Annotated in this window: 18 protein-coding genes; 11 read left to right on the forward strand and 7 right to left on the reverse strand. The window is 58.2% G+C overall.

The genetic code is table 11. The features are described from left to right. Nucleotides 1-5: 5 nt before the first annotated feature. From EKD03_RS03450 to avd, 6 genes are all read left to right on the forward strand, one after another. Entirely contained in the window at nucleotides 6-443 is a 438-nt protein-coding gene (locus tag EKD03_RS03450) for a hypothetical protein (RefSeq protein WP_129627503.1), read from the forward strand. 15 nt (nucleotides 444-458) lie between these two features. Further along, a complete protein-coding gene (serS, locus tag EKD03_RS03455) occupies nucleotides 459-1,727 on the forward strand; it encodes a serine--tRNA ligase (RefSeq protein ID WP_129627506.1) in 1,269 nt (422 codons plus the stop codon). Nucleotides 1,728-1,864: 137 nt separating this feature from the next. Further along, nucleotides 1,865-2,152 (forward strand): hypothetical protein, encoded by a 288-nt coding sequence (locus EKD03_RS03460; protein ID WP_129627509.1) that lies wholly within the window; start codon nucleotides 1,865-1,867, stop codon nucleotides 2,150-2,152. Nucleotides 2,153-2,249: 97 nt separating this feature from the next. Next, the gene (locus tag EKD03_RS03465) at nucleotides 2,250-5,420 is read left to right on the forward strand and encodes an NACHT domain-containing protein (protein ID WP_129627513.1); all 3,171 of its coding nucleotides are present in this window, start codon (nucleotides 2,250-2,252) and stop codon (nucleotides 5,418-5,420) included. A 369-nt stretch (nucleotides 5,421-5,789) separates the two neighbouring features. Further along, nucleotides 5,790-6,863, forward strand: a complete 1,074-nt coding sequence (locus EKD03_RS03470) for a reverse transcriptase domain-containing protein (protein ID WP_129627516.1) — start codon at nucleotides 5,790-5,792, stop codon at nucleotides 6,861-6,863. Continuing rightward, nucleotides 6,860-7,258, forward strand: coding sequence for a diversity-generating retroelement protein Avd (gene avd / locus EKD03_RS03475; RefSeq protein ID WP_129627519.1), 399 nt, complete (start codon nucleotides 6,860-6,862; stop codon nucleotides 7,256-7,258). The genes EKD03_RS03470 and avd overlap by 4 nt, the downstream gene beginning before the upstream one ends. A gap of 454 nt (nucleotides 7,259-7,712) precedes the next feature. On the opposite strand, the gene EKD03_RS03480 is transcribed toward avd, so the two are convergent. From EKD03_RS03480 to EKD03_RS03500, 5 genes are all read right to left on the reverse strand, one after another. Next, nucleotides 7,713-7,985, reverse strand: a complete 273-nt coding sequence (locus EKD03_RS03480; RefSeq protein WP_129627522.1) for a hypothetical protein — start codon at nucleotides 7,983-7,985, stop codon at nucleotides 7,713-7,715. After that, on the reverse strand, nucleotides 7,982-8,275 hold the full coding sequence (locus EKD03_RS03485; RefSeq protein WP_129627525.1) for a type II toxin-antitoxin system RelE family toxin: 294 nt from the start codon (nucleotides 8,273-8,275) through the stop codon (nucleotides 7,982-7,984). The genes EKD03_RS03480 and EKD03_RS03485 overlap by 4 nt, the downstream gene beginning before the upstream one ends. 143 nt (nucleotides 8,276-8,418) lie before the next feature. Further along, nucleotides 8,419-9,228, reverse strand: coding sequence for a hypothetical protein (locus tag EKD03_RS03490; protein WP_129627527.1), 810 nt, complete (start codon nucleotides 9,226-9,228; stop codon nucleotides 8,419-8,421). A 144-nt stretch (nucleotides 9,229-9,372) separates the two neighbouring features. Then, a complete protein-coding gene (gene proB / locus EKD03_RS03495) occupies nucleotides 9,373-10,497 on the reverse strand; it encodes a glutamate 5-kinase (RefSeq protein WP_129627530.1) in 1,125 nt (374 codons plus the stop codon). Next, nucleotides 10,497-12,335, reverse strand: a complete 1,839-nt coding sequence (locus EKD03_RS03500) for an aldehyde ferredoxin oxidoreductase family protein (protein ID WP_238613370.1) — start codon at nucleotides 12,333-12,335, stop codon at nucleotides 10,497-10,499. The genes proB and EKD03_RS03500 overlap by 1 nt, the downstream gene beginning before the upstream one ends. A 123-nt stretch (nucleotides 12,336-12,458) precedes the next feature. On the opposite strand from EKD03_RS03500, the gene EKD03_RS03505 reads away from it, so the two are divergent. The 3 genes from EKD03_RS03505 to EKD03_RS03515 all read left to right on the forward strand — a co-directional run bounded on the left by EKD03_RS03505 (nucleotide 12,459) and on the right by EKD03_RS03515 (nucleotide 17,570). After that, nucleotides 12,459-13,889, forward strand: coding sequence for a cyclic nucleotide-binding domain-containing protein (locus tag EKD03_RS03505; protein WP_129627533.1), 1,431 nt, complete (start codon nucleotides 12,459-12,461; stop codon nucleotides 13,887-13,889). Between the two features lie 208 nt (nucleotides 13,890-14,097). Continuing rightward, nucleotides 14,098-16,527 (forward strand): response regulator, encoded by a 2,430-nt coding sequence (locus EKD03_RS03510; RefSeq protein ID WP_129627536.1) that lies wholly within the window; start codon nucleotides 14,098-14,100, stop codon nucleotides 16,525-16,527. Between the two features lie 131 nt (nucleotides 16,528-16,658). Continuing rightward, on the forward strand, nucleotides 16,659-17,570 hold the full coding sequence (locus tag EKD03_RS03515) for an eIF2B alpha/beta/delta subunit family protein (protein ID WP_129627539.1): 912 nt from the start codon (nucleotides 16,659-16,661) through the stop codon (nucleotides 17,568-17,570). On the opposite strand, the gene EKD03_RS03520 is transcribed toward EKD03_RS03515, so the two are convergent. After that, on the reverse strand, nucleotides 17,548-18,681 hold the full coding sequence (locus EKD03_RS03520; RefSeq protein ID WP_129627542.1) for a glycosyltransferase family 4 protein: 1,134 nt from the start codon (nucleotides 18,679-18,681) through the stop codon (nucleotides 17,548-17,550). The two genes, EKD03_RS03515 and EKD03_RS03520, sit on opposite strands and share 23 nt — an antisense overlap. 1 nt (nucleotide 18,682) lies before the next feature. After that, nucleotides 18,683-19,444: an MBL fold metallo-hydrolase gene (locus EKD03_RS03525; protein WP_174842797.1), complete on the reverse strand. Its 762-nt coding sequence runs from the start codon at nucleotides 19,442-19,444 to the stop codon at nucleotides 18,683-18,685. A 203-nt stretch (nucleotides 19,445-19,647) separates the two neighbouring features. Here EKD03_RS03525 and EKD03_RS03530 point away from each other — a divergent pair, with 203 nt between their 5' ends. Then, nucleotides 19,648-21,897, forward strand: coding sequence for a sensor histidine kinase (locus EKD03_RS03530; protein WP_129627545.1), 2,250 nt, complete (start codon nucleotides 19,648-19,650; stop codon nucleotides 21,895-21,897). Between the two features lie 13 nt (nucleotides 21,898-21,910). Continuing rightward, a partial coding sequence (locus tag EKD03_RS03535; RefSeq protein ID WP_274542391.1) for a Calx-beta domain-containing protein occupies nucleotides 21,911-25,479 on the forward strand: 3,569 nt, incomplete at its 3' end.

Below are 25,479 nucleotides of genomic sequence, written 5' to 3' on the forward strand. Positions count from 1 at the left end.
CTGTTATGGATTGGACGCTCGTTGCGATCTTCATCGTGGCCGGTCTAGTGCTGATCGTCTTTGTGCTGGTGATGCTCAACCGCGCCTGGGGCAACTTCCCTAGCCGGGGGGGCGAGTTCTCTTCGCCCACCCTGCCACCCTCCCCGTCGCCGCTGGCCAGCGCCACCCTCCCCGATTCTGCGCCCGACGTTGGGCTGGTGCCGGTTATCCACCCCATGGTGCGCAATGCGGTGCTGAGTGCGCTTGAACGTGGCGGTAGCCCCTACTCGATCTACTTTGTCAAAGAGGGCGAGTCGGTCTATCTCGTCCCCACCCGTATTGCCGATCCTCAGCAGCGTGAGGTGCTGACCCGTATGTTCACCGCGCTGAATAGCGATGATGACAGCACTAGTATCTCATTTGGTGATATTATCCGTGTGTTGCAGGAATTGGGCCGTCGCTAGAGGAACGAATCCAACATGCTTGATATAAAGTTAATCCGTGAACAACCCGATCTCGTCCGCGCAGGGCTGCGCCGCCGTGGCGATAATCCGGCGCAGGTTGATGCAATTCTGGCGCTGGATGAGCGCCGCCGCGCCTTGATCAAGGAGGTGGAGGTGCTGAAGGCCGAGCGCAATGTGGTCTCGAAGGAGATCAGTAAGCTGCGCGATGCCATCGAGCGCGAGGCCAAGATCAGTGCGATGCGGGTGGTCGGGGATCGGATCGCTGATCTGGATCGCCAGATCTCCGCCGATGAAGCCGAGTTCAACCGCCTGTTGCTCTGGTTGCCCAACCTGCCCCACGCCGATGTCCCCGATGGCAGCACCGAGCATGACAATGTGGTGGTGCGTGTCGAAGGTGAACCGCGTCAGTTCGACTTTAGCCCCAAACCCCACTGGGAGCTGGGCGAAGCGTTGGGGATCATTGACTTTGAGCGCGGGGTGAAGCTCAGCGGCTCGCGCTTCTTCGTGCTCAAAGGGGCTGGCTCACGCCTGCAACGCGCCCTGATCACCTGGATGCTCGATCTGCACACCCAGCAGCACGGCTACAGCGAGATCACGCCACCCTACGTGGTCAAAGAAGAGGTGCTGGTGGGCACCGGCAACCTGCCGCGCTTCGGCGAGAACCTCTTCCGCATCGAGGGTGCCGATCTGACTCTCATCCCCACCGCCGAGGTGCCGGTCACCAACCTCTACCGCGACGAAATCCTGGAGGCCAGCGATCTGCCGATCTTCCACGTCGCCTATACCCCCTGCTGGCGCAACGAGCAGATGAGCGCCGGCCGCGACGTGCGCGGCATCAAGCGCGTCTACCAGTTCGATAAGGTCGAGATGGTCAAGTTCGTCACCCCGGAGACGAGTTACGCCGAATTGCTGACCCTCGTGGCGAATGCCGAGGATGTCTGCAAGGCGCTCAAGATTCCCTATCGCCTGCTCAAGCTCTGCACGGCTGATCTCGGCACGGCCACGATGAAGTACGATCTAGAGATGTGGGCACCCGGCGTGGAGGAGTGGTTAGAAGTCAGTTCGTGTTCCAACTTCGAGGCGTACCAATCGCGGCGCGCCAACCTACGCTACCGCCCCAGCCCCGGCGCCAAGCCGGAATTCCTGCACACCCTGAACGGATCGGGCCTCGCGCTGCCCCGCGTGATGATCGCGATCATGGAGAACTACCAGCAACCCGACGGGACGATAGTGGTGCCGGAGGTGCTGCGGCCCTACATGGGGGGTGCCGAGGTGATCGGGTAGTTATGTATCCGCAGATTACGCAGATGCTCCCATGATTATGATTGTCCGCAGATTACGCAGATTACGCAGATTATTTTTTTTCTTAAAAATCTGCGTAATCTGCGTAATCTGCGGATAAATAACCGGAGCGACCCGCCATGCCCACCGAATGCCCCATCTGTAGCCAGTTGAAGGACGAAGAGTACGCCTACCAGAAGTACGGCTGGCCAGAGAACGATACATCCCTACCCGACGCGGTAGGCCAACTCCAACTCGTGCGTGACATGCAACCCCACGGCAGCCGCATACTGAGCCTCCAGCAATGCCCGCTCTGCGGCACGTACTACCTCTACCGCACCGACTACGAGTACCTAACGAATGGCAGCGAGGATGAACAGTTCCTCACCCGGCTCACCCCGGAGCAAGCGGCGGGGTATGTGGTGTGACCCCATGATGATGATTATCCGCAGATTACGCAGATTACGCAGATTATTTTTTTCTTAAAAATCTGCGTAATCTGCGGACAACTACCAGGATGAACCTATGCGCCACTTCGCGGTTATCTTCCTGCTCGCGCTGGCCGTGCTGATTCCGATCTCTTCCGGGTGGCCCCAGCCTACCCACGCCCAGACACCCCCACCCGCCCTTAGCCCCACACCCGTGGCCACACCGACGCCCACCCCCGGTGTGGCCGAACTCGCCGGGGTGCAGAGCCAGATGGATTGGCTGCGCCAGGTGTGGGATGCCTATGGCTGGTGGAGCCTGGGTATTGTCGTGCTGATTGGGGTGGTGCTGGTGGTGCGGGCGTTTGGCACCGGGATACTGACGGGTGTCGAGAAGCAGGGCGAGAAGGTTGTTGAGTTCTTGGTTGTTCAGGTCGGGCGAATAACTGCACCCGGCAGGCTGAATCCCGCGCTGAAACGCTATCTCGAATCGTTGCAACAGACGTATGGCCGCTTGCCGCAAGTGGGTGTGCATACCGAGCAGGTGATACTCGATATCGACTCGGTCTATATTCCGCTACAGGTGGTGGATCGCACCGATGCCGAACGCTACTACCAACGCATGCGCGGCACCCTCGATCCTGATGCCGCCCGTGAGGGGTATCGCACGCGGGCGATCTTTACGCCGCTGAGTGATCCCGATCTGTTGCGTGCGGCGAAACAGCCATCACCGCCTCAAATGAAGTTGCCGGATGGGAAACTCGTTACTCTGCCCAGACCGCCTATGCGCGGTGATGACGATGCAGAACGCGAAGCAGCACCCCGCACCTTCTCCAACCTCCTGCTGATTGGTGATGCTGGTAGTGGCAAAACCACCACCCTGCGCTATGCGGCGTTGCGTTGTGCCCAGGCGTATGTGGATGGCAATGCGCGTGCTTTGCGCAAGGATCTCGATCTGCTTGTTCGCCGCCCGCTCTTCCCGATCTATGTGCGCTTGAGCCAATTTGCCCTTGCGTTACCCAACGACATCAAAGATCTTGATCTGGAAAAGCGGGACGATTTTTGTGGTGCGTCGCCGACACTCTTCCTCAAATGGCTCGATACCCATGTGGAGAAATTAGGCACTGTGCCCCTCTCGAATCTGATCAAGGCCAAATCGGCATGCCTCATCCTACTTGATGGCCTTGATGAAGCCGGGCAGGAGCAGCACCGCGCCTATATCACCGCACTCATCACCGCGCTGGTGCAGCAATACCCGCAGCATCGCTATGTGGTCTCGAGTCGCCCGGCGGGCTATGGCGGGCGGGCACATCTGCCCGATTTTGTCGAGACGCACCTGAGTCCGTTGGATGGTGACGGTATCCGTGACCTGATCCGCAAGTGGTATGCCGCTGTTGATCAACGTCGCAATCGTGATGCGGGATTATCGCAAGGAACGACCCTGAGCGAGAAGGCCGAAGAACTCTGGCAGATTATCCAGCGCAATTCGCGCCTCTTCGAGATGGCCTCCAACCCGTTGCTGGCAACCGCAATGGCGCTCTTGCAGTTCAATAATGTCAAACTGCCCGACCAACGCGCCAAGTTGTATGAGAAACTGGTCGAGTTGCTGCTCGATCTCTGGCGCAAGAATAAGGACAAGGATCTGTTGCAGTTGAGTAGCGCCAAGTTGGCCGAGGAACGGCGGCGCATTCATTACCTCGCCCTGCGCATGCAACAACGCTCTGGCCAGGTGCGCGACGTGAGCCTCATCCAAGCCCAAGAATGGCTCCGTCCCTACTATATACGGTACTTGAAGATGGATCATGATGCCGCCGATCAGAAGGTGGCGAATCTGCTCGCATCACTGGCACTCGATAGCGGCATGCTGCAACAGCGCGACGACATCTATAGCTTCACCCACTACACCTTCCAAGAGTATCTGGCCGCATGTGGTTTGGAAGGGTTGGATACGGAACAAGATCCCTTAGCCAGTGTGGACTTCCTGGTTGCGCGTGCCCAGGAGCAGGGCTGGCGTGAGGTGATCCTGCTCGCTGCTGGCTACTGGTCGAATAGTGGTTCGGAGCAGATGGTGATCAAGGCACAGCGGCTCATCCAGCGCCTGCTTGATGCCCAAGATGATGCCTGTACCTTCCTGGCGGCTGATGCGCTGGCCGATATTGGTTCGGGTGAAGATCTTAAGGAATTGACCGATTTTCCCCAGTTGTACCAGACAGTCGTTACGCGCTTGCCACACATCGCCTTCTCTCCCACCACCCACCCCGACCCCGTCCTCCGCAACCGCGCCGCGACCATGCTCGACCGCCTCGCCGCCGATACCGAGCGCCCCGGCCTCGTGCTGACCCGGCCTGACTATTGGGCTACCCCTATCGCACCGGGGACGTTCAGCATGGGCGATGATAACAGCAAGAATGATCGTGAGAAACCGCAGTTTGACTACACCATCTCGCGCCCCTACGCCCTCGCCCGCTTCCCGGTCACCAACCGCCAATACCTGGAATTTCTTGAAGCCCTGGCCGGGCGCGGCGCACCTGCGGCGGTGGCAGCGGCGCGCCAACTCCAAGCACTGATGGCCCAGCACCAGCAGCGTGGCGAGGAGTTTCGCCCGCGCTCCTGGCCGGGTAGCCGCTACCGCCCCGGCGAGGGCAACCACCCGGTGGTGAATGTAACATGGTACGCGGCGAGTGCCTTTGCCTGGTGGGCCGATGCCTACCTGCGCGGCTGTGGCGTTCTGGCCGAGGGTGAAGCGATCCGCCTGCCCACCGAGGCCGAGTGGGAACGCGCCGCCGCCTACCCGCCCAGGCTGCCCCAGGGCAACAGCCGCGCTGGGCGGCGCACCTACCCCTGGGGCGCGGATTTGACAACCGACGCGCTTCAGGCGAATATTGATGTGAGTAAGATTGGTGGAACCTCGGTGGTCGGCATCTTCCCGCATGGTGTGGCGGCCTGTGGTGCCGAGGAGATGGCGGGCAACGTTTGGGAGTGGTGTAGCACACCCCCGTTGAAGTATCCCTTTGCGGGCGAGGTGCATGCGGAAAGTCCTTACACAAAGAACAATAGTTCTAGTAAAACATACGTGCTGCGCGGCGGCTCGTGGAGCAATACCCGCGATGTCGCCCGTTGCGCCTTTCGCGTCGTTCTCTTCCCCGCCCTCTTCTACGTCACCGCCTCGGTTTTCGTCTTGCCCGTTTGTTCTCCTCGGAATCGTCTTAATGTCTTTTCGGCTTTTTGTCTTTTTGTCCTTGTCAAAGGTTTGGTACAGCTTTGCGGCTGAGACAACGGTGCTGGGGGTGCAGGGGGGCGCAGCATCCCCCTGCTCGCGGGGTCTGTTTTCCTCTGCGTCCCTCCGCGTCCTCTGCGGTAGAACAGATTAACCGCAGAGAGCGCAGAGGAGAGACGCACTATAGCTCTCCTTAGGCATGGTTCAAACGAACGTGACACTATGCCGCCGGATGCCCTCACCCCCGGCCCGTAAACGATACTGCTGGGCAATTGGGTACGCGGGCATCTTGCCCGCATGCGGGCGGGACGCCCGCGTACCCAGGATGCGGCAAAAGGCGAATTGCCCAGCGATATCGTTTACGGGCCGGGGTACGGAAATGGCCCTAGTCCCTTCTGAAACCATGTCTAACACGTATTTTCTATGAAGACCTATCGTAATCTCTACCCACAGGTGTATGACTTTGAGAACCTCTACCACGCCTACCGGGCGGCGCGGCGGGCCAAACGTGGCCGTGCCGAGGTGGCGCGTTTCGAGGCGCGGGTTGAGGATCATCTCTTCGCTCTGCAAACCGAACTCCGGGATGCGACCTATCAGCCCGGTGTGTACCGCCACTTCTACATCTCCGAGCCGAAGCGGCGTAAAATCAGCGCCGCCCCCTTCCGCGACCGCGTGGTGCATCATGCCCTGGTCAATGTCATCGAGCCGATCTACGAGCGCCGCTTCATCCACGATTCCTACGCATGTCGGGTGGGCAAGGGTACCCATCGTGCGCTCGACAGGTGTACCGAATTTGTGCGTAAATATCGCTTTGTATTGCAGTGCGATGTAGCAAAATTCTTTCCAACGATTGATCATGCCATCCTGCTGAATATCCTCGGACGCACCCTCACCGATCCCGCCCTGTTGCGCTTGTGCGAACGTATCATCCAGAGCGGTGCGGGCATTCTCGACAGCGAGCGGGCCATCCACTGGTTCCCCGGCGATGATCTCTTTGCGCCGCTACGTCCACAGGGGCTACCCATCGGCAACCTCACCTCACAGTTCTGGGCTAACGTCTACCTGAACGAGATTGATCAGTTCATCAAGCGCGATCTCAAATGTCGGGCCTACCTGCGCTACGCCGATGATTTCCTGCTCTTCCACGACGATAAACGGACGCTGCATACCTGGATGCGTACTCTACAGGATGTTACCGCCACTCGTCTGCGCTTGTTGCTGCACCCAGCCAAATGCCAAGTCTTCCCTACCAGCAGCGGTGTCCCGTTCCTCGGCTTCCGCCACTTCGCCAGCCATCGGCGCATAAAGCGCCCTAGCGTGGTACGCTTTCGCCGTCGGCTACGCGGGCTACAGCAGGCGTATGCCGAGGGTCAGATCAGCATGGAGAAAGCCAGCGCATCCATCCAGAGTTGGTGCGCCCATGCCGCCCACGGCAATACCTACCGGCTACGTAAACAGATCTTGCGCCAGACGATCTTTCGCCCAGCACGAATATGAATGACATTCCCATCTTTGCCAAAACCTACGATCTGCTCTTGTGGCTCGTTCCGGCAACCCTCAAGTACCCGCGTGAACACCGCTTTGCCCTAGCTGTGCGTACCCAACAGGCCGCCTTTGAGTTTAATGAACTGATCGTGCTGGCGCGCAAGACCCGCGACAAGCGCGACCTGCTCTTGCGTGCTGATGCCCATCTCGAACAGGTGCGGCTCTACCTGCGTTTAGCCCTCGATCTCCAACTTCTCAGCCTACGCCAGTACGAACATGCCAGTCGCGAGGTCAGTTCGATAGGTGCGCTCCTGGGCGACTGGATGAAGCGGGTAGGCGTGCAGCCAAGCTCAGAGCGCCCACAGGGGGCACAGTTTCGCCCGCCACACGATCCGAATGCGGTATAATAGGTGCTGGAAGCGACCGACAACGTGCTGCGCGGCGGCTCGTGGAACAATACCCGCGATAACGCCCGTTGCGCCTATCGCAACGATAACAACCCCGCCAACTTCAACGACAACAACGGTTTTCGTCTTGCCACTCGCGCTCCCCGCCCGCCGGAAATGCAGCGCGACGCCCTGATCTCCTCAGGGGGGCACGCTGCCGAGGTGTTCAAGGAGAACGACAGGCCGCTTCCCGGTTCGCCTTGCGTGAGCCAAACACCACCCGCGCCGCTCCCTGTGGTATGTGGCCACCCACTGAAGCTTGGAGCGGGGCATATTGCGCTGCGTCCGCGCCGTTGGCTGAGCTTGCCGAAGCCAACGCGGGGTGGTGGGGCTGGCTTCGACAAGCTCAGGCAGCGGGGCAACACGGGGCTGGCTTCGACAGGCTCAGCCAGCGGCGTTACCTGTGAGGCGATGTTTATGGCAGCGGTGGTGGAGGGCATTCGTCAATGCCTAATTCAGCTTTTAGGGATGCAAGATCAATGGTCGCTGGTTCTTGCGCACGTTCATCCAACAACGCCATCAGGGTTGCATTTTTTCGTGTCTGGATGATTTCAACATCAAAGTGATCAATTGCCGTCAGAATAAATTCCTGCCCATCCGCAAGTTGGAGCCGCAGATCTTCTTGGCGTGCTTGATTCAAAAGAGTCAACAATAGCGATTCTGGTTCCATAATCTGTATGGTTTTCATAGCACATACTCCTTTCCTCGGATATAGAGGGTATTTCCTTCCTTGTACCCGACGGCAAGAATGGAAACCACGGTATCTTCAACCAGCACATCATAAAAAATACGATACGATCCTGCACGCAATTCCCAACGTGCTAACTGATTGGGACGAAGATACTTCCGCTGTTGTGTCGGGACATCTGGTTCATCGCCTAGTTGACGTTCAATTGCAGCAATAATACGCTGTTGATCGTATTTACGAAACCATCGAATATCTTCTCGTGCTGATGCAGTAAAGGCAATCGTGTACATGGCACTAACTATTCACTGATTGAGGCGACAGCGCGTATCGTGCTTGCATCGCTCCGTGCATTGTCCTATCCGTATAAATACCAATCGTCTGAGGTGAAATACCGAAAAAATCTGCGCAATCTGCGTAATCTGCGGACAAATAACTACCCCGCCACCTGCTCATGCACCAGCAAGTAGTACCCATACTCCCCATCACTAGCAAAATCGGCAATGTGGTAGCCCAAATCAAACGCATCCTTCGCCGCCATACGCAACTGGCAGCGCCACGCCTTGGCACGCGCAAAGTCGTTCGTGCGCAGCGCGTCAATCTGGCTGGGGATGCGCAATACCAGCCGCTTGCCCTGAATCGGCAACGGCGGTAGCATCGGATCGGGGTTGAGTAGTACCGCCCCCGCCAAGATCTCCTCGGCGGTCGGTGCTTGTTCGGGGCTACTCAGCCGCGCCAGTACCCGTGGCGCATTCAGCCACCACTCCACCACAAAACGATCCGAGGGCAACTGGTCATCCGGCACCGGCTCCGGGCCATAAATGTTGTCTTTGTAGGTGCGCGTGATGCCCCCCAGCTTGCGGATATTCAAGCGCGCATTGCGGCTCAGCAACGGATCGAAGGTCCATGTCATCAACTCGATCCCCTGCGCAACCACCTCATCACGCTGGGCCAGCTTCAACCGCTCACCGATGCGCGTATCGCGGTAGTTGGGTAGCACCGCCGCCATGTGCGAGCAATGCTTGATCTGGTTACTGCTGTCGCGGCCCAGGAACCCAAACACAAACCCGACCAGCGGTGTATCGGCGGCGCTCTCATCAAACGCTCCCAACACCACCCCGCCATTATTCTGCGCGGTGTAGAGCATATTCAGTGGCACGACCGAACCGGGCCAGACAACCCGCTGGAGTTCTTCGCAGGCGGTGAACTCGGCATAGCCGGTAACGGGACGGATTGTGATTGACATACGGCTCCTCACATGGGGTAAACCCAAGCCTTGTATTGACGCCAAGGCGCAAAGACGCAAAGATTTTACGAGGTTCTATACTTGAAAGCTTTGCGCCTTAGCGTCTTTGCGTCAAAACCGGGATTTGGAGGAGAACGGTGCATTCTACCCCAACACGACCATATCATCCCGATGCACCACCACCGACCCATAATCATAGCCGAGGGTCTCGGCAATCTGGCCGGAGCGCAAGCCTTGGATGTGGCGCACGTCATTTGCATCATACTGGGCCAGCCCACGGGCGATCTCGTGCCCATCGGGGGTGTAGATGCGGATCGTCTGGCCACGATCAAAATTGCCCTCCACCGCAATCACGCCAGCGGGTAAGAGGCTCTTGCCCTGTGTGAGCAGGGCGTTGGCCGCTCCGGCATCAATCACGATCTTACTATGCCGGGCTGTCTCGGCTAATAACCAGCGCTTGCGCGATTCCAGATGACTCCCCCCACTCGGAAATTTGGTTCCAATCCGCTCCCCCCGCAACACGCGCAGGATCACATTTGATGTTGCCCCATTGGCGATCACCACGCTCGTTCCTGAACGTGTGGCGAGATCAGCAGCTTGGATCTTGGTACGCATGCCCCCCGTGCCACGCGCCGAACCAACCCCGCCTGCCATCTCCCAGATGTCATCATCAATCTGATCAACCTCGCCCAGCAACTTGGCGTCCGGGTTCGTGCGCGGGTCAGCATTGTAGAGGCCATCAATATCGCTCAAAATCAGCAGCAGATCCGCATCAATCAACCCCGCCACTAAGGCCGAGAGGTTGTCGTTGTCACCCACGCGGATCTCCGCTGTCACCAGCGCGTCATTCTCGTTGATGATCGGTACAATCCCGCGCTCGATACACAACGAGAGCGTGTTGCGCGCATTCAGGTAGCGCCGCCGGTCGCGCAGATCATCGCGGGTGAGCAGAACCTGCGCCACTTGCAATCCATACAGTTCAAAAAGCTGCTCGTAGAGGTGCATCAAACGGCTCTGACCCACTGCGGCGAACATCTGCTTGAGCGGTACATTGGCCCGTATGCGCTGCTCGGACTGCGCCCCTAGCCGCTCGCGCCCCGCCGCAATCGCCCCCGACGAGACCAGCGCCACCTGCACGCCCGCCTCGCGCAGTGCCGCAACCTGCCGCGCCAGATCGACCATGTACGGGCGATTCAGCCGGTCGGTACCGGCGGTGAGTACGCTGGTGCCCAGTTTGATCACCAGACGAATCGGTTCGAGATCACTCATTATGCTTTTATTCCCAACTCAGCGATGCGATCCAGCGTTGGAACTCCCTCTGGGTTCCAGCCGTGGCGGCGATAGTACTCGGCCAGCAACAGCGACAAGCGCGGCAGATGCCCCGCCGCCAACCCTTCACTCAGCGCCGTCTCACGCCAACGGGTGGGTAGCTCGTCTTGCCCGCCATTATCGGCATAACGACACGCAAAGAGCCGCTCCACCGTGACGATCCGCTCCCCGATGCGTACCATATCGGTCCCGCTGATCGCGTTACCCGTGGTCGTGATTAACGCCAGCAACTCGCCGGGTGAGATCTGGTACGCCATCAACCCCAGGCGGCGGCAAATACCCACCGAGTCGAGGATCGCCGCGTAGCGCTCGTGCCAGATCAGGCGCAATGCCTTGCCCTTCATAGCCTGTGGGTGCGAGACCTCTTCGGGCAACCAGTTGGGGGGATCAACGATCAACTCCTCGTAACTCATCGAATAGCGGTAGTCCCCGCCAATCGGCGCGGTTGCCATCGCCAATGCGATCTGAGTCATGGCACGCGGATCAATTCCCGGCATCGCCAACCCCTTGACCTGCGCGGCAAACTCGGCTCCACCCCAGAAGACATCGGCAATCTCGCCGACACCCAACGAGAGCATATCGCGCTGCTTTTGGCGCACCGCCAGGCGATCAATCGCTGCCAGTACCGCTTGCTCATTGCCCCAGGTGAGGGTGCCCGAAAGGTTCAAACCTTCAGCCTGACACTCCATCAGGAAGGCCATCGTCGCACTTACCGAGGCGGGATCGATCCCCAGCCGCAGGCAGCGATCCGCAAGGGTATGCAGCGTCTCGACGTTAGTGATCCCGCAGCGTGCCGCAAAACCAGCCACCAATTCGAGTTCAGGCAGGGGCAGTGTCGCCCCGGCTGGGGTGCGCGTATCGAAATAACACGGCAACGGGCACCCCGCGCAACCCCGGCTCTCATGGATTCCATACTCGTGCAGCGTCTGACGCATCTGCGTCATTGCCGGGCTTGGTTGCCCAATCCGGCCATTCTCTTCGGTCATCGCACCCCAATCCAGCGCCGTCGTCAGGAAGTGGTTACTCCCCACCTCACGGATACCGGCAGCCAGCGGGCTGGCGCTCGCACGGCGGCGGATCAACTCCATGGCCACCGCCAGCTTCTTCTCATCCTGGCTCGCCAGCGGCGGGCCACCGCGCACCGCAATCGCCTTGAGGTGCTTGGTACCCATCACCATCCCCGGCCCGGCAGGCTCGGCCATATAGCGGCCCTCGGCCACAATACTGGCGTAGGCCACATCCGCCTCCCCGGCTGGCCCCAAGCAGACCACCTGGAAGTCGTTGCCTAGCTCTGCACGGATGGCCGCATCGGTCTCGATGGTGTCCTTACCCAGCAGATGGCTGGCCGGACGCAAACGCACCTGGCCCTGATCAAGCACCAAGTAGCACCAGTTGGGCGCTTGGCCCCGGATGATCAGCAGATCATACCCGGCGCGCCGCAAGGTTCCTCCCCAATGCCCCTGGCCCCAACTGTAGCCAATCGCCCCGGTAACGGGTGAACGGGTACCGACTACAAACCCTCCATTGGCATAGGCACTCGTGCCGGCCAATGGGCCTGCCGCGAAGATGAGTAAATTCTCTGGGGCCAGGGGTGGTGTGTCGTCGGGTAAATAGTTCCACAAGAGCCAGGCGATGGCCCCACGCCCGCCCAGATAGTCGCGCTCGACGGTTGCCGGGAGCTGCTGGCGCGCGAGTCCACGCTCCAGGTCTACAGTGAGGGTGCGTAGTGCCATGCGGGTAACTGTCCAGGCGCAGCGTGCCGCGCCCACCAAGGGCATAGAGGATGTCTCCGCCCATCATGTCTTCTGCCGGATAGGTTCTTCCGTCCCTATTATACCGCTGCCTGTATCCATATGGTACAATACTTATACCGATCTGAACGCTGCGAAGAGGTATGGTTTATGGCCGCCAAAAGCGCCCCGGCTCGCACGTCTGCTGCGGCCCAGGCCCGCGCTGCTCTGGCCGCCCAACGCCAACAAGCTGCCCGCGCCATGCTCGCAGCACTCGATGGTTTGTCGAACCTTCCTCCCGCAGAAATTGATCGCCTCCTCACCCTCGGCGTCTTCCGCGCTTTTGGTTCCGCCACGACGATCTTTGGCAAACAGAAGCATGATCGCTTCCTCTTCTTTGTCCTGCGTGGCCAGTTGCAACTCCACCTGCGCGATAAAGACGGCCACGAGATGTTGTTGGCCCTGCTTGGCCCCGGCGATTGTTGTGGCGAAGGCCCCCTCTTTGGCGATCTCTTTCGCCGTATGAGCGCTACGGCGGTGACCGGATGCTACCTCTTCCATGTGCCACTTGCCGATCTGCAAGAGGCACTGGTTGATCTGCCCGAACTTAACGCGGCCTTGAATCGCATCCATCAACGCCGCATGCTTGAAAGTACACTGACCCGCATCCCCTTGCTCAGTTCGCTCTTACCAGTTGAACGTTTTGCACTTGCCAATATTCTGCGTCACTCCAGCTTTAGTCGTGGTAGCCTCATTATCCGTCAGGGCGATCACGCCAATTCACTCTACCTGATCGAACGTGGTCAGGTGAGTATTGAGCAAGATGGCCGTACCGTAGCCACCCTCGCCGATGGCGATTTTTTTGGGGAGATTGCACTCCTCTCTGGCCATCCCCATCGTGCCAGCGTGCGTGCGATCACGTCCACCGATCTGCTCGCTCTCCCCGCTGCCGATTTTCATGCCTTGCTCTACGAACAGCCCAATCTTGAAGCCAACCTGCGCATGGTTGTAGAACAACGCAATCGCCGCAATGCCGCTCTGCACGCAGATCAGAGTCGGGCACGCGATCTCACCCAGGCGGTCGCACGCGGTCTCCTACGCGGTAGCCATTTGCTGGCGCGTACCGCGAGCCTCTGTCCTCCCGGTTGCCAAATCTGCGAGGAGGCATGTGTCGGACGCCATGGCCACCAGCGTCTCGCGCTGAATGGAACCCTGATTGATGGCCTCGATATCCTTGATGCCTGTCGCCAGTGTACCGTTGGCCCAGAGTGTGTCGAGGCATGCCCCGAACATGCCTTTGAGCGCACCGACGATGGGGTCTTGCTCATTACCAATCGCTGTACCGGGTGCGGCGATTGTATCCCGGCGTGCCCCTACCAAGCAGTCAGTCGTGTCACCCAAGAACGCCCCGAACCGGAGGTTCTTCCCCTCTGGGTTCGCCTCCGTAATCGTTTGCATCCTCAGCCTCCGCTTCCTCCGGCTCCACCGCAACGCGCTGATAAGTGCGATCTCTGCTCTAGCTATCCCGACCAAGCCTGTGTCAGTGCATGCCCCACTGGAGCACTACGTCTGCTGCCAGTCGAGGAGATCTTTCCCCTCTAGGCGCAGCGATGCTTCATCCCTACAGCGCTAGAATAGCCTTGGGCTGCGTTTATCTAGAAGCCGATGGCACTCTTGCCACACGTTGCGGAACAGGGTACAATCAAGTTTACGCTACCTATTCGGATGGTGTATTGGTAATCTCCACCCGCTCCATCCGTGTCGTTTTCGCGGCTAACAGCACTACGGGCAGAGAAGCGCGACCTCTACTATGGAAGAGATCCTGATTATTGATGATAGCGAGCAGATCTGCGACCTTCTCGCAAATTATGTGCTGCCCGAACTTGGTTACCATCCCTTGGTTGCCAATACCGGACGCCAGGGTTTGCAGCGCCTTCGTGCCCACTTGCCCGATCTGATCCTCCTTGATCTCCAATTGCCTGATATCTCTGGTCTCGATCTGCTGCGCTTGCTCGCGCAGGATGGCTATGATGTGCCGGTCATCCTCATGACGGCCCATGGCTCCGAGAATATTGCGGTTGAGGCGTTTCGTCTGGGGGCACGCAACTATCTGATTAAGCCCTTCTCTGATACCGAGGCGCGTGCGGCGATTGACCAAGCTCTGCGCGAACGCCGCCTGCGCCGCGATAAAGAACGCCTCACGGCCTCGCTCCAACAGCGTGTTCAGGAACTTACTGTCCTCTCGCGCATCGGGAAGTCGGTCACGGGACTCATGGAGCAGGAGCAACTCCTCGAACGGATCGTTGAAGCCGGGGTCTATATCACCCAGGCTGAAGAGGGCTTCCTTCTCCTCCGCGATGAACAGCATGATGAACTCTATCTGCGGGCGGCCAAAAATCTGGGTGAACAACGCGCCCAGAGCTTGCGTATGCCGATCAATGATACCCTCGCAGGCCAAGTTGTGCGCAGCGGTAAGCCGGTTCGTACCGATAAGACTCGCGCCGGAGTTAATCTGAAGGTTAAAACCGGCTTTCTTGTCCGCGCACTCCTTCAGGTGCCCCTGATCTTGGGCGATCAGGTCATTGGCGTGCTGGCGGTTGATAACCAACAGTCGGATCGTACCTTTAGCGAAAATGATCAGTATCTCCTCGCCACCCTCGCCGATTATGCTGCGATTGCGATAGAAAATGCACGCCTCTATGAACAGGTGCGCCTGAGTGAACGCCGCTATAAAGATCTCTTTGTCAATGCCTACGATCTGATCTTTATGCTCGATGGTGATCTCTGTTTCACCACCATGAATAAAGTCGGCCCCCAGATTATTGGTTCCCCGATCAATGATCTGCTCGGTAAACCGCTCCAAACCTTCTGTACACCTGACGCTTGGGACGTGGTCTCGGTACACCTGCGCTCACTCCTCGCAGGCCATAATGTGCCCCCGTTTGAATTGGAACTTATCAACCAGAACCAAGATCCGATCTATCTGGAGGTGAGCGCCCATGTGATGCAGAATGGTAACGGGAAGGCGGCAGGTCTGCACTGTATCGCTCGTAATCTGACTGAACGCCGCCGCCTTGAGCAGCAACTTATTCAGTCCGAAAAACTCTCCGCGATTGGTCAGTTGGTGGCCGGTGTGGCCCATGAACTCAATAATCCACTCACCAGTGTCAGTGGCTATGCCCAGTTGACGCTGCGCAATAAGGATCTCGCCCCTGAGACCCGTCAGGATATTGAACAGATCCACGCCCAGTCTGAACGTGCCGCAAAGATTGTCCAAAATCTGCTCATCTTCGCCCGTGAACATACCCCTGAACGCTCTGCGGTGGCGATCAATGAGGTGCTGCGCAGTTCCCTCGCACTTCAAGCATACCAGTCGCGGGTTGATAATATCGCGGTGCATCTCGATCTCGATCCCGATCTCGCGATGACAATTGCTGATCCGCACCAACTTCAACAGGTCTTCCTCAATCTGATTACGAATGCTCGCCACGCGATGGTCGAACGCGGTGGCTCCGGTACCCTTACCCTGCGTACTCGTGTGCTGCCCCCCCAGGAGCTAGGCCAAGAACCGATGATCCATATTGAGGTGGGTGATACCGGTGTGGGTATCCCTGAGCGTAATTTGCGCAAGATCTTTAATCCCTTCTTCACCACCAAGCCTATTGGTCAGGGTACCGGCTTGGGTCTCTCGATCTGTTTTGGTATCATTAAAGAACATGAAGGCCAGATCTGGGCCGAGAGCCAACCGGGTGTCGGTACCCGTGTCTATATCGCGCTTCCCGTGCGCCAAGCCGCTGCTGCTAAGGCTGCTACGCCTCTCGCAATGCTGCCTGCACACAGCCCTGCCGATCATGTCCTCAATATCTTGGTGATTGATGATGAAGAACCGGTGCTGCGCCTCATTGATCGCTTGCTGCATGAACAGGGCCATCGTACTACCACCTTCCAGACGGCAACTGAGGGGCTTCAGGCGATCACGACCCAGCATTTTGATGCGATTCTGTGTGATGTGCGGATGCCTGGTATGAATGGCTTTGAGATGCTCGCTGCTATTCGCCAGCGTGATCCTGAACTCGCCCTACGCCTCATCTTCATGACGGGTGATACGCTCAGCCAGACGACCCGTGACCATCTTGAACAGAGTGGCAATGTCTATTTGCCTAAACCGTTCGCGATTAGTCAGTTAGAGCTGACTCTCCAACAGGTGCTCAAGCGGCGTTCCATCGGTTCAACTAATTGATAGTAGTATGCTCGTAATGGCATGGTGCTACCGTGCATCTTAAATATGGCTCCCTTGGATGCTTGCAACGTGTCAATCACGTGTGTGCCCGCATCGCGTGGATCGTTTGGTAGATACGATGGGAAGGTGCCGTGGATCGTTACGCTGCCCAAGCCATTACCGCGATTACAGAAGATGGGGTCTCTGCTGCGGTTGAGATTGCGGAGAAGAGTGCCGATGTGCTGCTCTACCAAGCTCAGCGTAACCAGAGTGGTGATCTTGCTCACTTGCGCCAGGAGTTGCTTGATACCGGGTGGACGCTGATTCGCGCCCATCCCACCATGGCTCCTTTGGTCAATCTGGTGAATGCGTTACTCTGGAAGATTGATGCGGCTACGACCTTTACCGAAGGCCAGTATGTGATCGAGGCGTCGGTTACTGAGTTTAAGCGTCGGCTCCATGTGCATGAAGCGGCGATTGCCGAAACTGCCCTGCGCCTCATTCCTGAGGATGCCCAGATTGTGACTAATGGGCGTAGTACGACGGTACGTGCTGCGCTGAGCCATGCCCAACGCGCTGGCCGCCGTTTTCGGGTTATCTGCGCCGAGGGCCGCCCCGCCTGCGAGGGGCGCAGTATGGCCCAGGAGTTGGCCGCAAGTGGTATCCCAACCACGCTCGTGGTTGATGCGCTGGCGGTTGTCCTCGCCGGTGAATCCCACCTCGTGCTGGTTGGTGCCGACCACCTCAGTCCGGAGGGGCTGATGAATAAGGTCGGGACGTATGGGATGGTGCTCTCGGCCAATGCGGCCAGGGTGCCCGTCTATGCGCTCTGTAGCTCCGAGAAGTTCTTGCCCCCGGCCTACCACCCGCCCCAGCAGGCGCGCTGGCCCGCTGAACAGGTCTGGCCAGAGGTGCCCGAAAATATTCAGGTCGCCAACGTCTATTTCGACTCAACCCCGCTCCATGCGCTCGCCGGGATCGTCACCGAACAGGGTGTCCAACCTACCGAGGGCATCGAGGCGTGGCTGGCGGTCATGAAGCTCAATCCGGCTTTGCAGGGCTGAATCCCCCCACCCGCCGGTAGATCGCCAGCGTCTCATGCGCTGCCTGCTCCCACGAGAAGCGCGCCGCTTGGCGTGGCCCGCGCTCCGCAAGCTGTTGGCGTGCATCTGCGTCGTCCCATAACTGGCTGATCACCTCGGCCCAGGCTGCAACATCTAGCGCAGGGACGCATCGAGCAGCCTCGCCAGCCACTTCGGGTAGGCTGCTCGTATCCGCGACCACCGTCGGTGCCCCACATGCCAGTGCCTCAAGCACCGGTAGCCCAAACCCTTCGTAGAGCGAGGGGTTCAGGTAGATCCGGCATGCCGCGTAGAGCCACACCAGATCCTCGGGCGCGGGCCAACCCAGCAGATCAACCGCTTCGCCCAGCCCCAGATCGCGCATCAGATCAAAGATCGGGCCATCCAGCCAGCCGCGCACGCCCGCAATCACCAGCCGGTAGCCCGCTGCGGGGTGCCGCTCGCGGCACAGGTGCAGGGCGCGTAGGAGCGTGGCTAGGTTCTTGCGCGGCTCAATCGTGCTCACAAAGAGCAGGAAGGTGTTCGCTCGCACCGGCACGCCGTTGATGATCCGCTCCGCGTTCGGAGCAATCTGTAGTGGCCGGAAGTGCGGCGCGGCAGCCTCATAGACCACATCAATCCGCTCGGCAGGCAGATCAAGCAACTCCACAATATCGTTGCAGGTGGATTGCGAGACCGCAATCACCGCTTGGGCCGCATGCGCCGAGGCCCGTACCTGGCTATAGTAGCGCTTGGCGTCGGCATCCAGAATCTCTGGGAAGCGCAAAAAGGCCAGATCATGGATCGTGACCACCGCTGGGCACGGGCGTATCCGTGGGGCGACGAAGTCGGGGCAGTGGAGTATGTTCAGGCGTTGCGGTAGAAGTTCGAGGGGTAGCGCCACCGCTTCAAACCGGTTGTGCGGGGGCGTGAGTAGCCGCGCACGGCGCACGTGTGCCCCGTTGACCAGCGGTTGGGCTTGGCGGCGGTGTTGCAGAACCACCAACCTATCGCTGCCAAGTTGCCCGACCATGTGCTTGAGGAGTTGCTGGGTGTATTGGGCGATCCCACCCTGGCGGTAGGCGTTCAGCCGAGCATCAATACCGATACGCATATTATCTGGCGATCTCGATCTCTAGCCCGTCATAGGCGAAGGCTACCCCGGCTGGTAGTTCGGCACTCGCCCGCGCATGATCGAAGGCGTGGGTCATATGTACCAAAAACGCCCGCCGTGGCTGGAGGCCGCCGATCACCGCCAACGCTTCGTCCAGCGTAAAGTGGGTCGGGTGGGGTTTGTAGCGTAACGCATTCAGCACCAAAACATCCAGATTGCGCAGGGCTTCCCATGAGGAGGGCGGAATGCTGCTGGCGTCGGTCACATAGCCCAATCCGCCCATCCGATAGGCGGTGATCTCCCATGTGCCATGGATGATCGCCAAAGGGGTGATGCTGGTCTGCCCAATCTGAAAGCTCGCCTCGACGCTGTGTAGTTCGATGCGAGGGCGGGTTGAGCCTGCTGATGTCTCTTTGAAGGCGTAGTCAAAGCGTGAACGCACATTGCGGATGGTGCGTGGGCTGCCAAAGATCGGTAAACAATCCCCATGTTCACTCAAGGGGCGCAGATCATCAATCCCAGCAATATGATCGAAGTGGGCATGGGTGAGGAGTACCGCATCAATCTGGCGTAGCCCGGCGCTGAGTGCCTGGAGCCGAAAATCGGGGCCGGCATCAATCAGGATGGTGCGATCCGCAGTGCGTAGGAGGGCCGAGGTGCGCATGCGGCGGTTGCGCGGATCATCTGAAGTACAGACCGCACAGTCACAACCAATTACCGGAACCCCCATTGAGGTGCCTGTGCCGAGAAAGCGAAGTTGCATGAATGTGTCTGCCTCCAAGCCTGATCTTTGGCGGTATTATAGCACTGCTACAATAAAAAAACTGTCAACCAGTTGTCATCTAAGGATCTTGATCCTTGTGACACTCTCGCCTATACTTTACCTTGAGGGAGTCTGATCGGCTCAGGCTTACTTTGGGTTATGATACAGAGGGCTACAAGGCACCAAGATCCGAGGAACCTCCTATGCAGCGGGCCTGGCGTGCGATAAACTCGCAGCTACGCTATCAGATTATCGGCCCGTTCCTTCTGCTCACCGTACTTGTTGCGGTGGTTGGTTCAATCATTGTCTTTTTTCAGGTTGCTGGCTCTTTGCAAGAGCGCTTCAACAACCAAATGGCATCGGTGACGCGAACCGCCAATGATGCCATGCTTAACCAGGAAAATGCCAACCTCCAGTTCTTGCGTGAAGTTGCCTTTGCGCAACCCAACCCCTCCATTCCAGCCCCCGGTGTGCCCGATGCCTTCCAGCGCCGTGATGTTGAAGGGCTGAAGCTCGCCCTTGAACCCTTCTTCTTGCTTAGTTCCCGCCGTAGTAATATCGGCCTGGATCGGCTGATCTCCTTCGATATGCGTGGCCATACGCTGAGCGACTTCGAGAAGTTGCCCGATAGTTATGGCGATGAGTACGTGAGCTACCCCTCGCTCGATATCTCATCCGCCTGGTTTACTCAACGTATTATTGGGCGCGTTGCAGATAACCGTGGCGATAAGTACGCTGGTCTGGTGCAACTCGGCGATACACTCTATTTTGCGACGATTACCCCCGTCTATGTTGGGAATGAGGTGGTCGGTGGGCTGATCGCGGCTACTCGTACCGATGATCTGCTCACTATGCTGCGCGACCGCTCGCAGGCGGCGGGGGTCACGCTCTATAACTCTTCTGGTGAGGTGCTCGCCTCTACGTTTGGGACTGGGCCAGGGCAGGCTCAGTCTATGGATGCGGACTTGATCGCCTCCTTTAAAAATTCGACCTCGGACAATAGTTCGATCTTTAATGCCCAAACGATCAATGATCGTGAGTATCAGTTCTCCTATATCCCCCTCGTCATCCGTGGTGTCGCCGTCGGTATTCTCGCTCCGGCGCTTTCGCGTGATTACGTCATGACAACCGGCAGCGATACGCTCTGGCCGCTGATGCTTTCGGTCTTTGTCTTGACCGTGACACTCTTTGTGCTAGGCGTGTTGATTGCGAACCGCATTACCGCTCCTCTGGGTGAGTTGGCCCGTACCGCCGAGGCGATTACGCAGGGTCAGTTTGGGCGTCGGGCCTATGTGAATGCCCAAAATGAGATTGGTACCCTCGCCCAGAGTTTTAATAAGATGACCGGCCACCTGACCGATCTCTATGGTCAGGTCAGTAGTGAGTCGAGCCAGCGCGCTGCGATTGTTGAGAGTATTGCCGATGGTATCGTCGTTTGTGATACCGAGGGCCGTATTACGCTAGTCAATAATGCGATGCGCCAGTTCCTTAATCTGCAATCGGATCAATCGCCACCGATCTGGTTTAGCGATATTCCATTGGGTGAACTGACAGATGGCTCGTTTGGTTTTGGTTCGCAACGCGCCCACGATCTCTTTACCCTCTATGAGCGGACGGTGCGTGTCTCCGCGAACCGCGTGCAGACTGAAACCGGTGATGTGATGGGTTCGGTCTGTGTCTTTCAGGATATGACCGCTGAAGTGGCGGTTGATCGCGCTAAGACCAATTTTATCGGGACGATCTCCCACGAGTTGCGCACTCCACTTACGGTTATTCGTGGCAATGCTGATCTCTTGATGCGTGGCCTCGCTGGGCCGCTGGAGGATGACCAAAAGGTCTTTATCGAGTCCATCCGTCAACATGCCGGTAATATGACTAGCCTGATCAGTAATGTGATCATGATTGCAGGGCTTGATTCGGGTTCCCTGGCAACCGATATCGAGTCGATCTCGATCTATCGCCCCGCAGATGATGCCACGTGGCCGTTACAGAGCGCAATTAAGGCCAAGGGCTTGACATTACGCATCGAAATCCCCAAGGATCTGCCCGAAATTCTGGCCGACTTCGATCAGTTGCGTATGATCTTCCACCAGTTGGTTGATAATGCGCGTCGTTATACCGCTCAGGGTGAGATTGTTGTGCGTGCCCAGGCATTGCCTGAGCATATGTTGGTCGAAGTGATGGATACAGGCCGTGGTATTGCACCTGATATGCATGAGCAGATCTTTGAACGCTTTATCCGTGGTGATGGAGTAAGTGAAGGCATTAATTCATCTGAGCGTGGGATTGGTTTGGGTCTGGCCATTTGTAAGCAGTTGGTGGAACGCCAAGGTGGTACAATCTGGGTAGAGAGCACACCGGGGCAAGGAAGTAGTTTCTACTTCACACTCCGTTACGCACATGTTACACCAAACACTGAAAAACCTTCGGCCCCTCTGGCCGCAGCTGCCTGAACAGCGCCGTAAGTTGAACCAACCCATTACATGGGTGGTTCTGCTGATTCTGCTGATCACCATGCTGCTGATTAGTTGCGTCGGCCAGTTGGCGCTGCGTATTGTTGCCCCCCAGGCCACGTTCTACAGTGGCGATCTGGCTGCTAAGGGGTCGGTGAGCTATGCGTTGTGGGATGTCGGGCCGCAGGTGCCCGCAATTAACCCCGCTGCTATCGCGGCACCCGAAGAGGACGATCTTACGTCTCCTGGTGATATCATTACCCTGCCTGATGAGAATGCTCCATTGGTGGTCATTCCAGCACCGAGTAGCGAACCTGTTCTGGTGGCGAATCTTCCAACGCCAACTACTACACCTAGCCCAACCCCCGCCGCCACACAGGCTGCGCTTGCTCCGACCTTGACGCCCACGCCAACGCGCACCGCGTTGCCCTCCGCAACGCCGATCCGTAATCCTGTGACTCCTACGCTCTCGCCGACGGCTATGCTGGGGGTGGTGAGTAGCCCCACGATTGCCCCGCCGATTATTAATCCCCGTAGCCCGACTCCGCCGCCCAGTACTCTCGTGCCAACCACGCTTCCCCCTACCGCTACGCCCACAACCCCGCCTGTCCAGGTGGTCTCGGTGGGCTTCGCCACCACCAATATTGTGGCCAGTGAGTGGGACGGTGCCTTTACTGTTGAAGTTCGGGTGACGATTAACCCTTCAACGGGTACCCGTGGGACGGTCGCGGTGAATTATGCGACGATTGCTGGTGGCAGTGCGAACCCTGGTGTTGATTATCAATCTACCAGCGGAACCCTGACGTTTGCCCCAACCCAGAATAGTCTCTCCTTTGGGATTACTATCCTAGCCGACTCGATCAAAGAGGCGCAGGAGACGGTGCGCTTGCAGTTGAGTAATCCATCTGGTGCGGTGTTGCTTTCGGGTGCTGATACCGCACTGGTGACGATCTTTGACTCGAATGATGTGCCTCTCGTGCGCTTTACGGGGAGTGCTCAGACGGTCAATGAGGGTCTTGGTACTGCTGTTACTGTCCCGCTTGCCCTTAGTCACCTGAGCGATTTTACGGTTAGTGTGCCCTATTCGATCAGTGGTGCCGCTGGCGCAACCGATCATACGTTGCTGAATGGTACGGTTACGTTTACCCCTAGTACCGCCACTAGCGCGATTACTTTCAATCTGATTAATGACCGTATTGCTGAGAATACCGAAAATCTGATCATTACGCTGGGTACGCCTACCAATGGTATTCGCGGTACCCCCGATGTCTATACGGTCACGATTACCGATAATGACCCGCCCGGCCTGACGGTGCGTGCGCTCAGTGCGAACCAAACCGCTGAGGATGGTACGGCGATCACCTTTGAGGTGCTGCTCGATAGCCAGCCTACTGCGAATGTCACCGTGCCGATTACGGTGAGCGATGCGAGTGAGGCGAGTATTAGCCCGGTTAGTCCGGTCTTTTCGCCCGCTACTTGGAATACGCCGGTTGTTGTGACGGTGACCGGGCGCGATGATTGGGTTGATGACGCCGATATTCCCTATACGGTTCAGGTCGGTACAACAACCAGTACCGATCCCTTCTATAGCGCGGCTTTCACCCGTACTGTTAATCTGACCAACCTGGATGATGATACCGCCGGGGTTACGGTTTCAGAAACCCTGGTGAATGTGGTGGAGGGTGGCGCAACGGCAACCTATAGCCTCGTCCTGACCAGCGAGCCGCTGGCTGATGTGGAGATTACCCTCCGCACTCCCGATGCGGAAGTCTGGGTGAATGGTGTTTCAACCGATACCCTGACCTTTACGCCTGCCGATTGGGATACGCCTCAGGTTGTTACTGTGGCGGCGGTGGATGATTGGGTGGATGAACGGGGTGATGGAAATGTCACTCCTCATGCGGGCTTGATTACCCATGTCGCGACCAGCACCGATCCGCTCTATAACGGGATCGCGGTTGCTGATGTTGCGGCTTCAATTGTTGATAATGACACCTCGCAGATCAACCTGATCCCTCTCACCGCTGGGGTGAACGAGGCTGGTGATGTGATCCCGACCACGTTTGGCTTGATGCTGGCTACCCGGCCCAGCGCCAATGTCACGATCACTGCAACCGCTGACGCTCAGGTGCGTCTCGATGGTGCTGCCACCCAGACGCTCACCTTTACCACTGCGGATTGGAGTACGCCCCAGTTGCTCACCGTTACCGCTGTGAATGACCCCACAAGTGAGGGGCCGCACACCGGCACGATCACCTTTGCAGTTGCCAGCGGCGACCCTTTCTATGCGCCGCTGACGATTGCGCCCCAGACGGTGGCGATTACCGATAACGATCCTGCTGAGTTGATCGTCTCGGCGCTGAGTAGCCCTACCACCAGTGAAGCCGCGACGACCTCCACCTTTACGGTGCGCCTGCGGAGCCAGCCTCTCGCCGATGTGGATGTCCCGATCACTAGTGGTGATACCACCGAGGGTACGGTGAGTCCGGCTACGCTCCCCTTCACAACGGCAAATTGGTACCTGCCCCAGACCGTGACGGTCACGGGGGTGAATGATGACGTGGACGATGGCGATCAGTCCTATACGCTCAGTGTTGGCCCGACGACGAGTACCTCGGCGCTCTATGCCGGGGTGACGTGGCCAACGCCGATCAATCTTACGAATCTCGACAATGATACCGCTGGGGTTACGTTTGCGGCTACCCCTGTCACCGTGGCTGAGGGTGGCGCAACGGCAACCTATAGTCTCGTTCTGACCAGCGAGCCACTGCATGATGTAGAGATTACGGTTACGGCACTCGCTCAGGTGGAGGTGAATGGGGGCAACACGACTACGCTGACCTTCACGCCCGCCGACTGGAGTGTTGCTCAGGATGTGCTGGTGAGTGCGCTTGATGATGTTGTGGCTGAGGTCTCTCCCCATACGGGTCTGATCACGCATACGGCTGCCAGTACCGATCCGCTTTATGGCGGGATCGCTATTCCTGATGTCGCGCCTGCGATCACCGATAACGATACCGCCGGGGTTACCCGTACCTCGCCCACATGGCCAGTGGATGAGGCCGGAGATGCCACCTCCGTCACCTTCAGCCTCGTACTGAATACCCAACCCACGGATGATGTCATTATCACGCTGAATGCCGGTACGCAAGTGCTGGTGGACGGTGTGCCTACCCAGGCGCTGACCTTTACCGATGCGGATTGGGCAACGCCTAGGGTGATCACCGTCACTGCGGTGGATGACGTAACCGCTGAAGGTGCGCATATCGGTACGATTAGTTTGTCAATGACCAGCCCTGATCCCTTCTACAATTTTGCGCTGGCCGATCTGAGTGTTGCCATTCTGGATGATGACCCGGCGGCGCTGATCGTTGCTAATCTGAGTGGCACGACGACCAGCGAGAATGGGACGAGTGTCACCTTTGAGGTGCGGCTGGCTACCCAGCCCTTGGCCGATGTGGATGTCCCGATCACTAGTGGTGATACCACCGAGGGTACGGTGAGTCCGGCCACGCTCCCCTTCACAACGGCAAATTGGTACCTGCCCCAGACGGTGACGGTCACGGGGGTGCATGATGCGGT

The sequence above is a fragment of the Candidatus Oscillochloris fontis genome (assembly GCF_004138135.1).
Taxonomy (GTDB): domain Bacteria; phylum Chloroflexota; class Chloroflexia; order Chloroflexales; family Chloroflexaceae; genus Oscillochloris; species Oscillochloris fontis.

Bases quoted from the DNA above. Each gene is read 5' to 3' on its own strand.
- EKD03_RS03450 (WP_129627503.1), top strand. From the start codon at position 6: ATGGATTGGACGCTCGTTGCGATCTTCATCGTGGCCGGTCTAGTGCTG.
- serS (WP_129627506.1), top strand. From the start codon at position 459: ATGCTTGATATAAAGTTAATCCGTGAACAACCCGATCTCGTCCGCGCA.
- EKD03_RS03460 (WP_129627509.1), top strand. From the start codon at position 1,865: ATGCCCACCGAATGCCCCATCTGTAGCCAGTTGAAGGACGAAGAGTAC.
- EKD03_RS03465 (WP_129627513.1), top strand. From the start codon at position 2,250: ATGCGCCACTTCGCGGTTATCTTCCTGCTCGCGCTGGCCGTGCTGATT.
- EKD03_RS03470 (WP_129627516.1), top strand. From the start codon at position 5,790: ATGAAGACCTATCGTAATCTCTACCCACAGGTGTATGACTTTGAGAAC.
- avd (WP_129627519.1), top strand. From the start codon at position 6,860: ATGAATGACATTCCCATCTTTGCCAAAACCTACGATCTGCTCTTGTGG.
- EKD03_RS03480 (WP_129627522.1), bottom strand. From the start codon at position 7,985: ATGAAAACCATACAGATTATGGAACCAGAATCGCTATTGTTGACTCTT.
- EKD03_RS03485 (WP_129627525.1), bottom strand. From the start codon at position 8,275: ATGTACACGATTGCCTTTACTGCATCAGCACGAGAAGATATTCGATGG.
- EKD03_RS03490 (WP_129627527.1), bottom strand. From the start codon at position 9,228: ATGTCAATCACAATCCGTCCCGTTACCGGCTATGCCGAGTTCACCGCC.
- proB (WP_129627530.1), bottom strand. From the start codon at position 10,497: ATGAGTGATCTCGAACCGATTCGTCTGGTGATCAAACTGGGCACCAGC.
- EKD03_RS03500 (WP_238613370.1), bottom strand. From the start codon at position 12,335: ATGCCCTTGGTGGGCGCGGCACGCTGCGCCTGGACAGTTACCCGCATG.
- EKD03_RS03505 (WP_129627533.1), top strand. From the start codon at position 12,459: ATGGCCGCCAAAAGCGCCCCGGCTCGCACGTCTGCTGCGGCCCAGGCC.
- EKD03_RS03510 (WP_129627536.1), top strand. From the start codon at position 14,098: ATGGAAGAGATCCTGATTATTGATGATAGCGAGCAGATCTGCGACCTT.
- EKD03_RS03520 (WP_129627542.1), bottom strand. From the start codon at position 18,681: ATGCGTATCGGTATTGATGCTCGGCTGAACGCCTACCGCCAGGGTGGG.
- EKD03_RS03525 (WP_174842797.1), bottom strand. From the start codon at position 19,444: ATGCAACTTCGCTTTCTCGGCACAGGCACCTCAATGGGGGTTCCGGTA.
- EKD03_RS03530 (WP_129627545.1), top strand. From the start codon at position 19,648: ATGCAGCGGGCCTGGCGTGCGATAAACTCGCAGCTACGCTATCAGATT.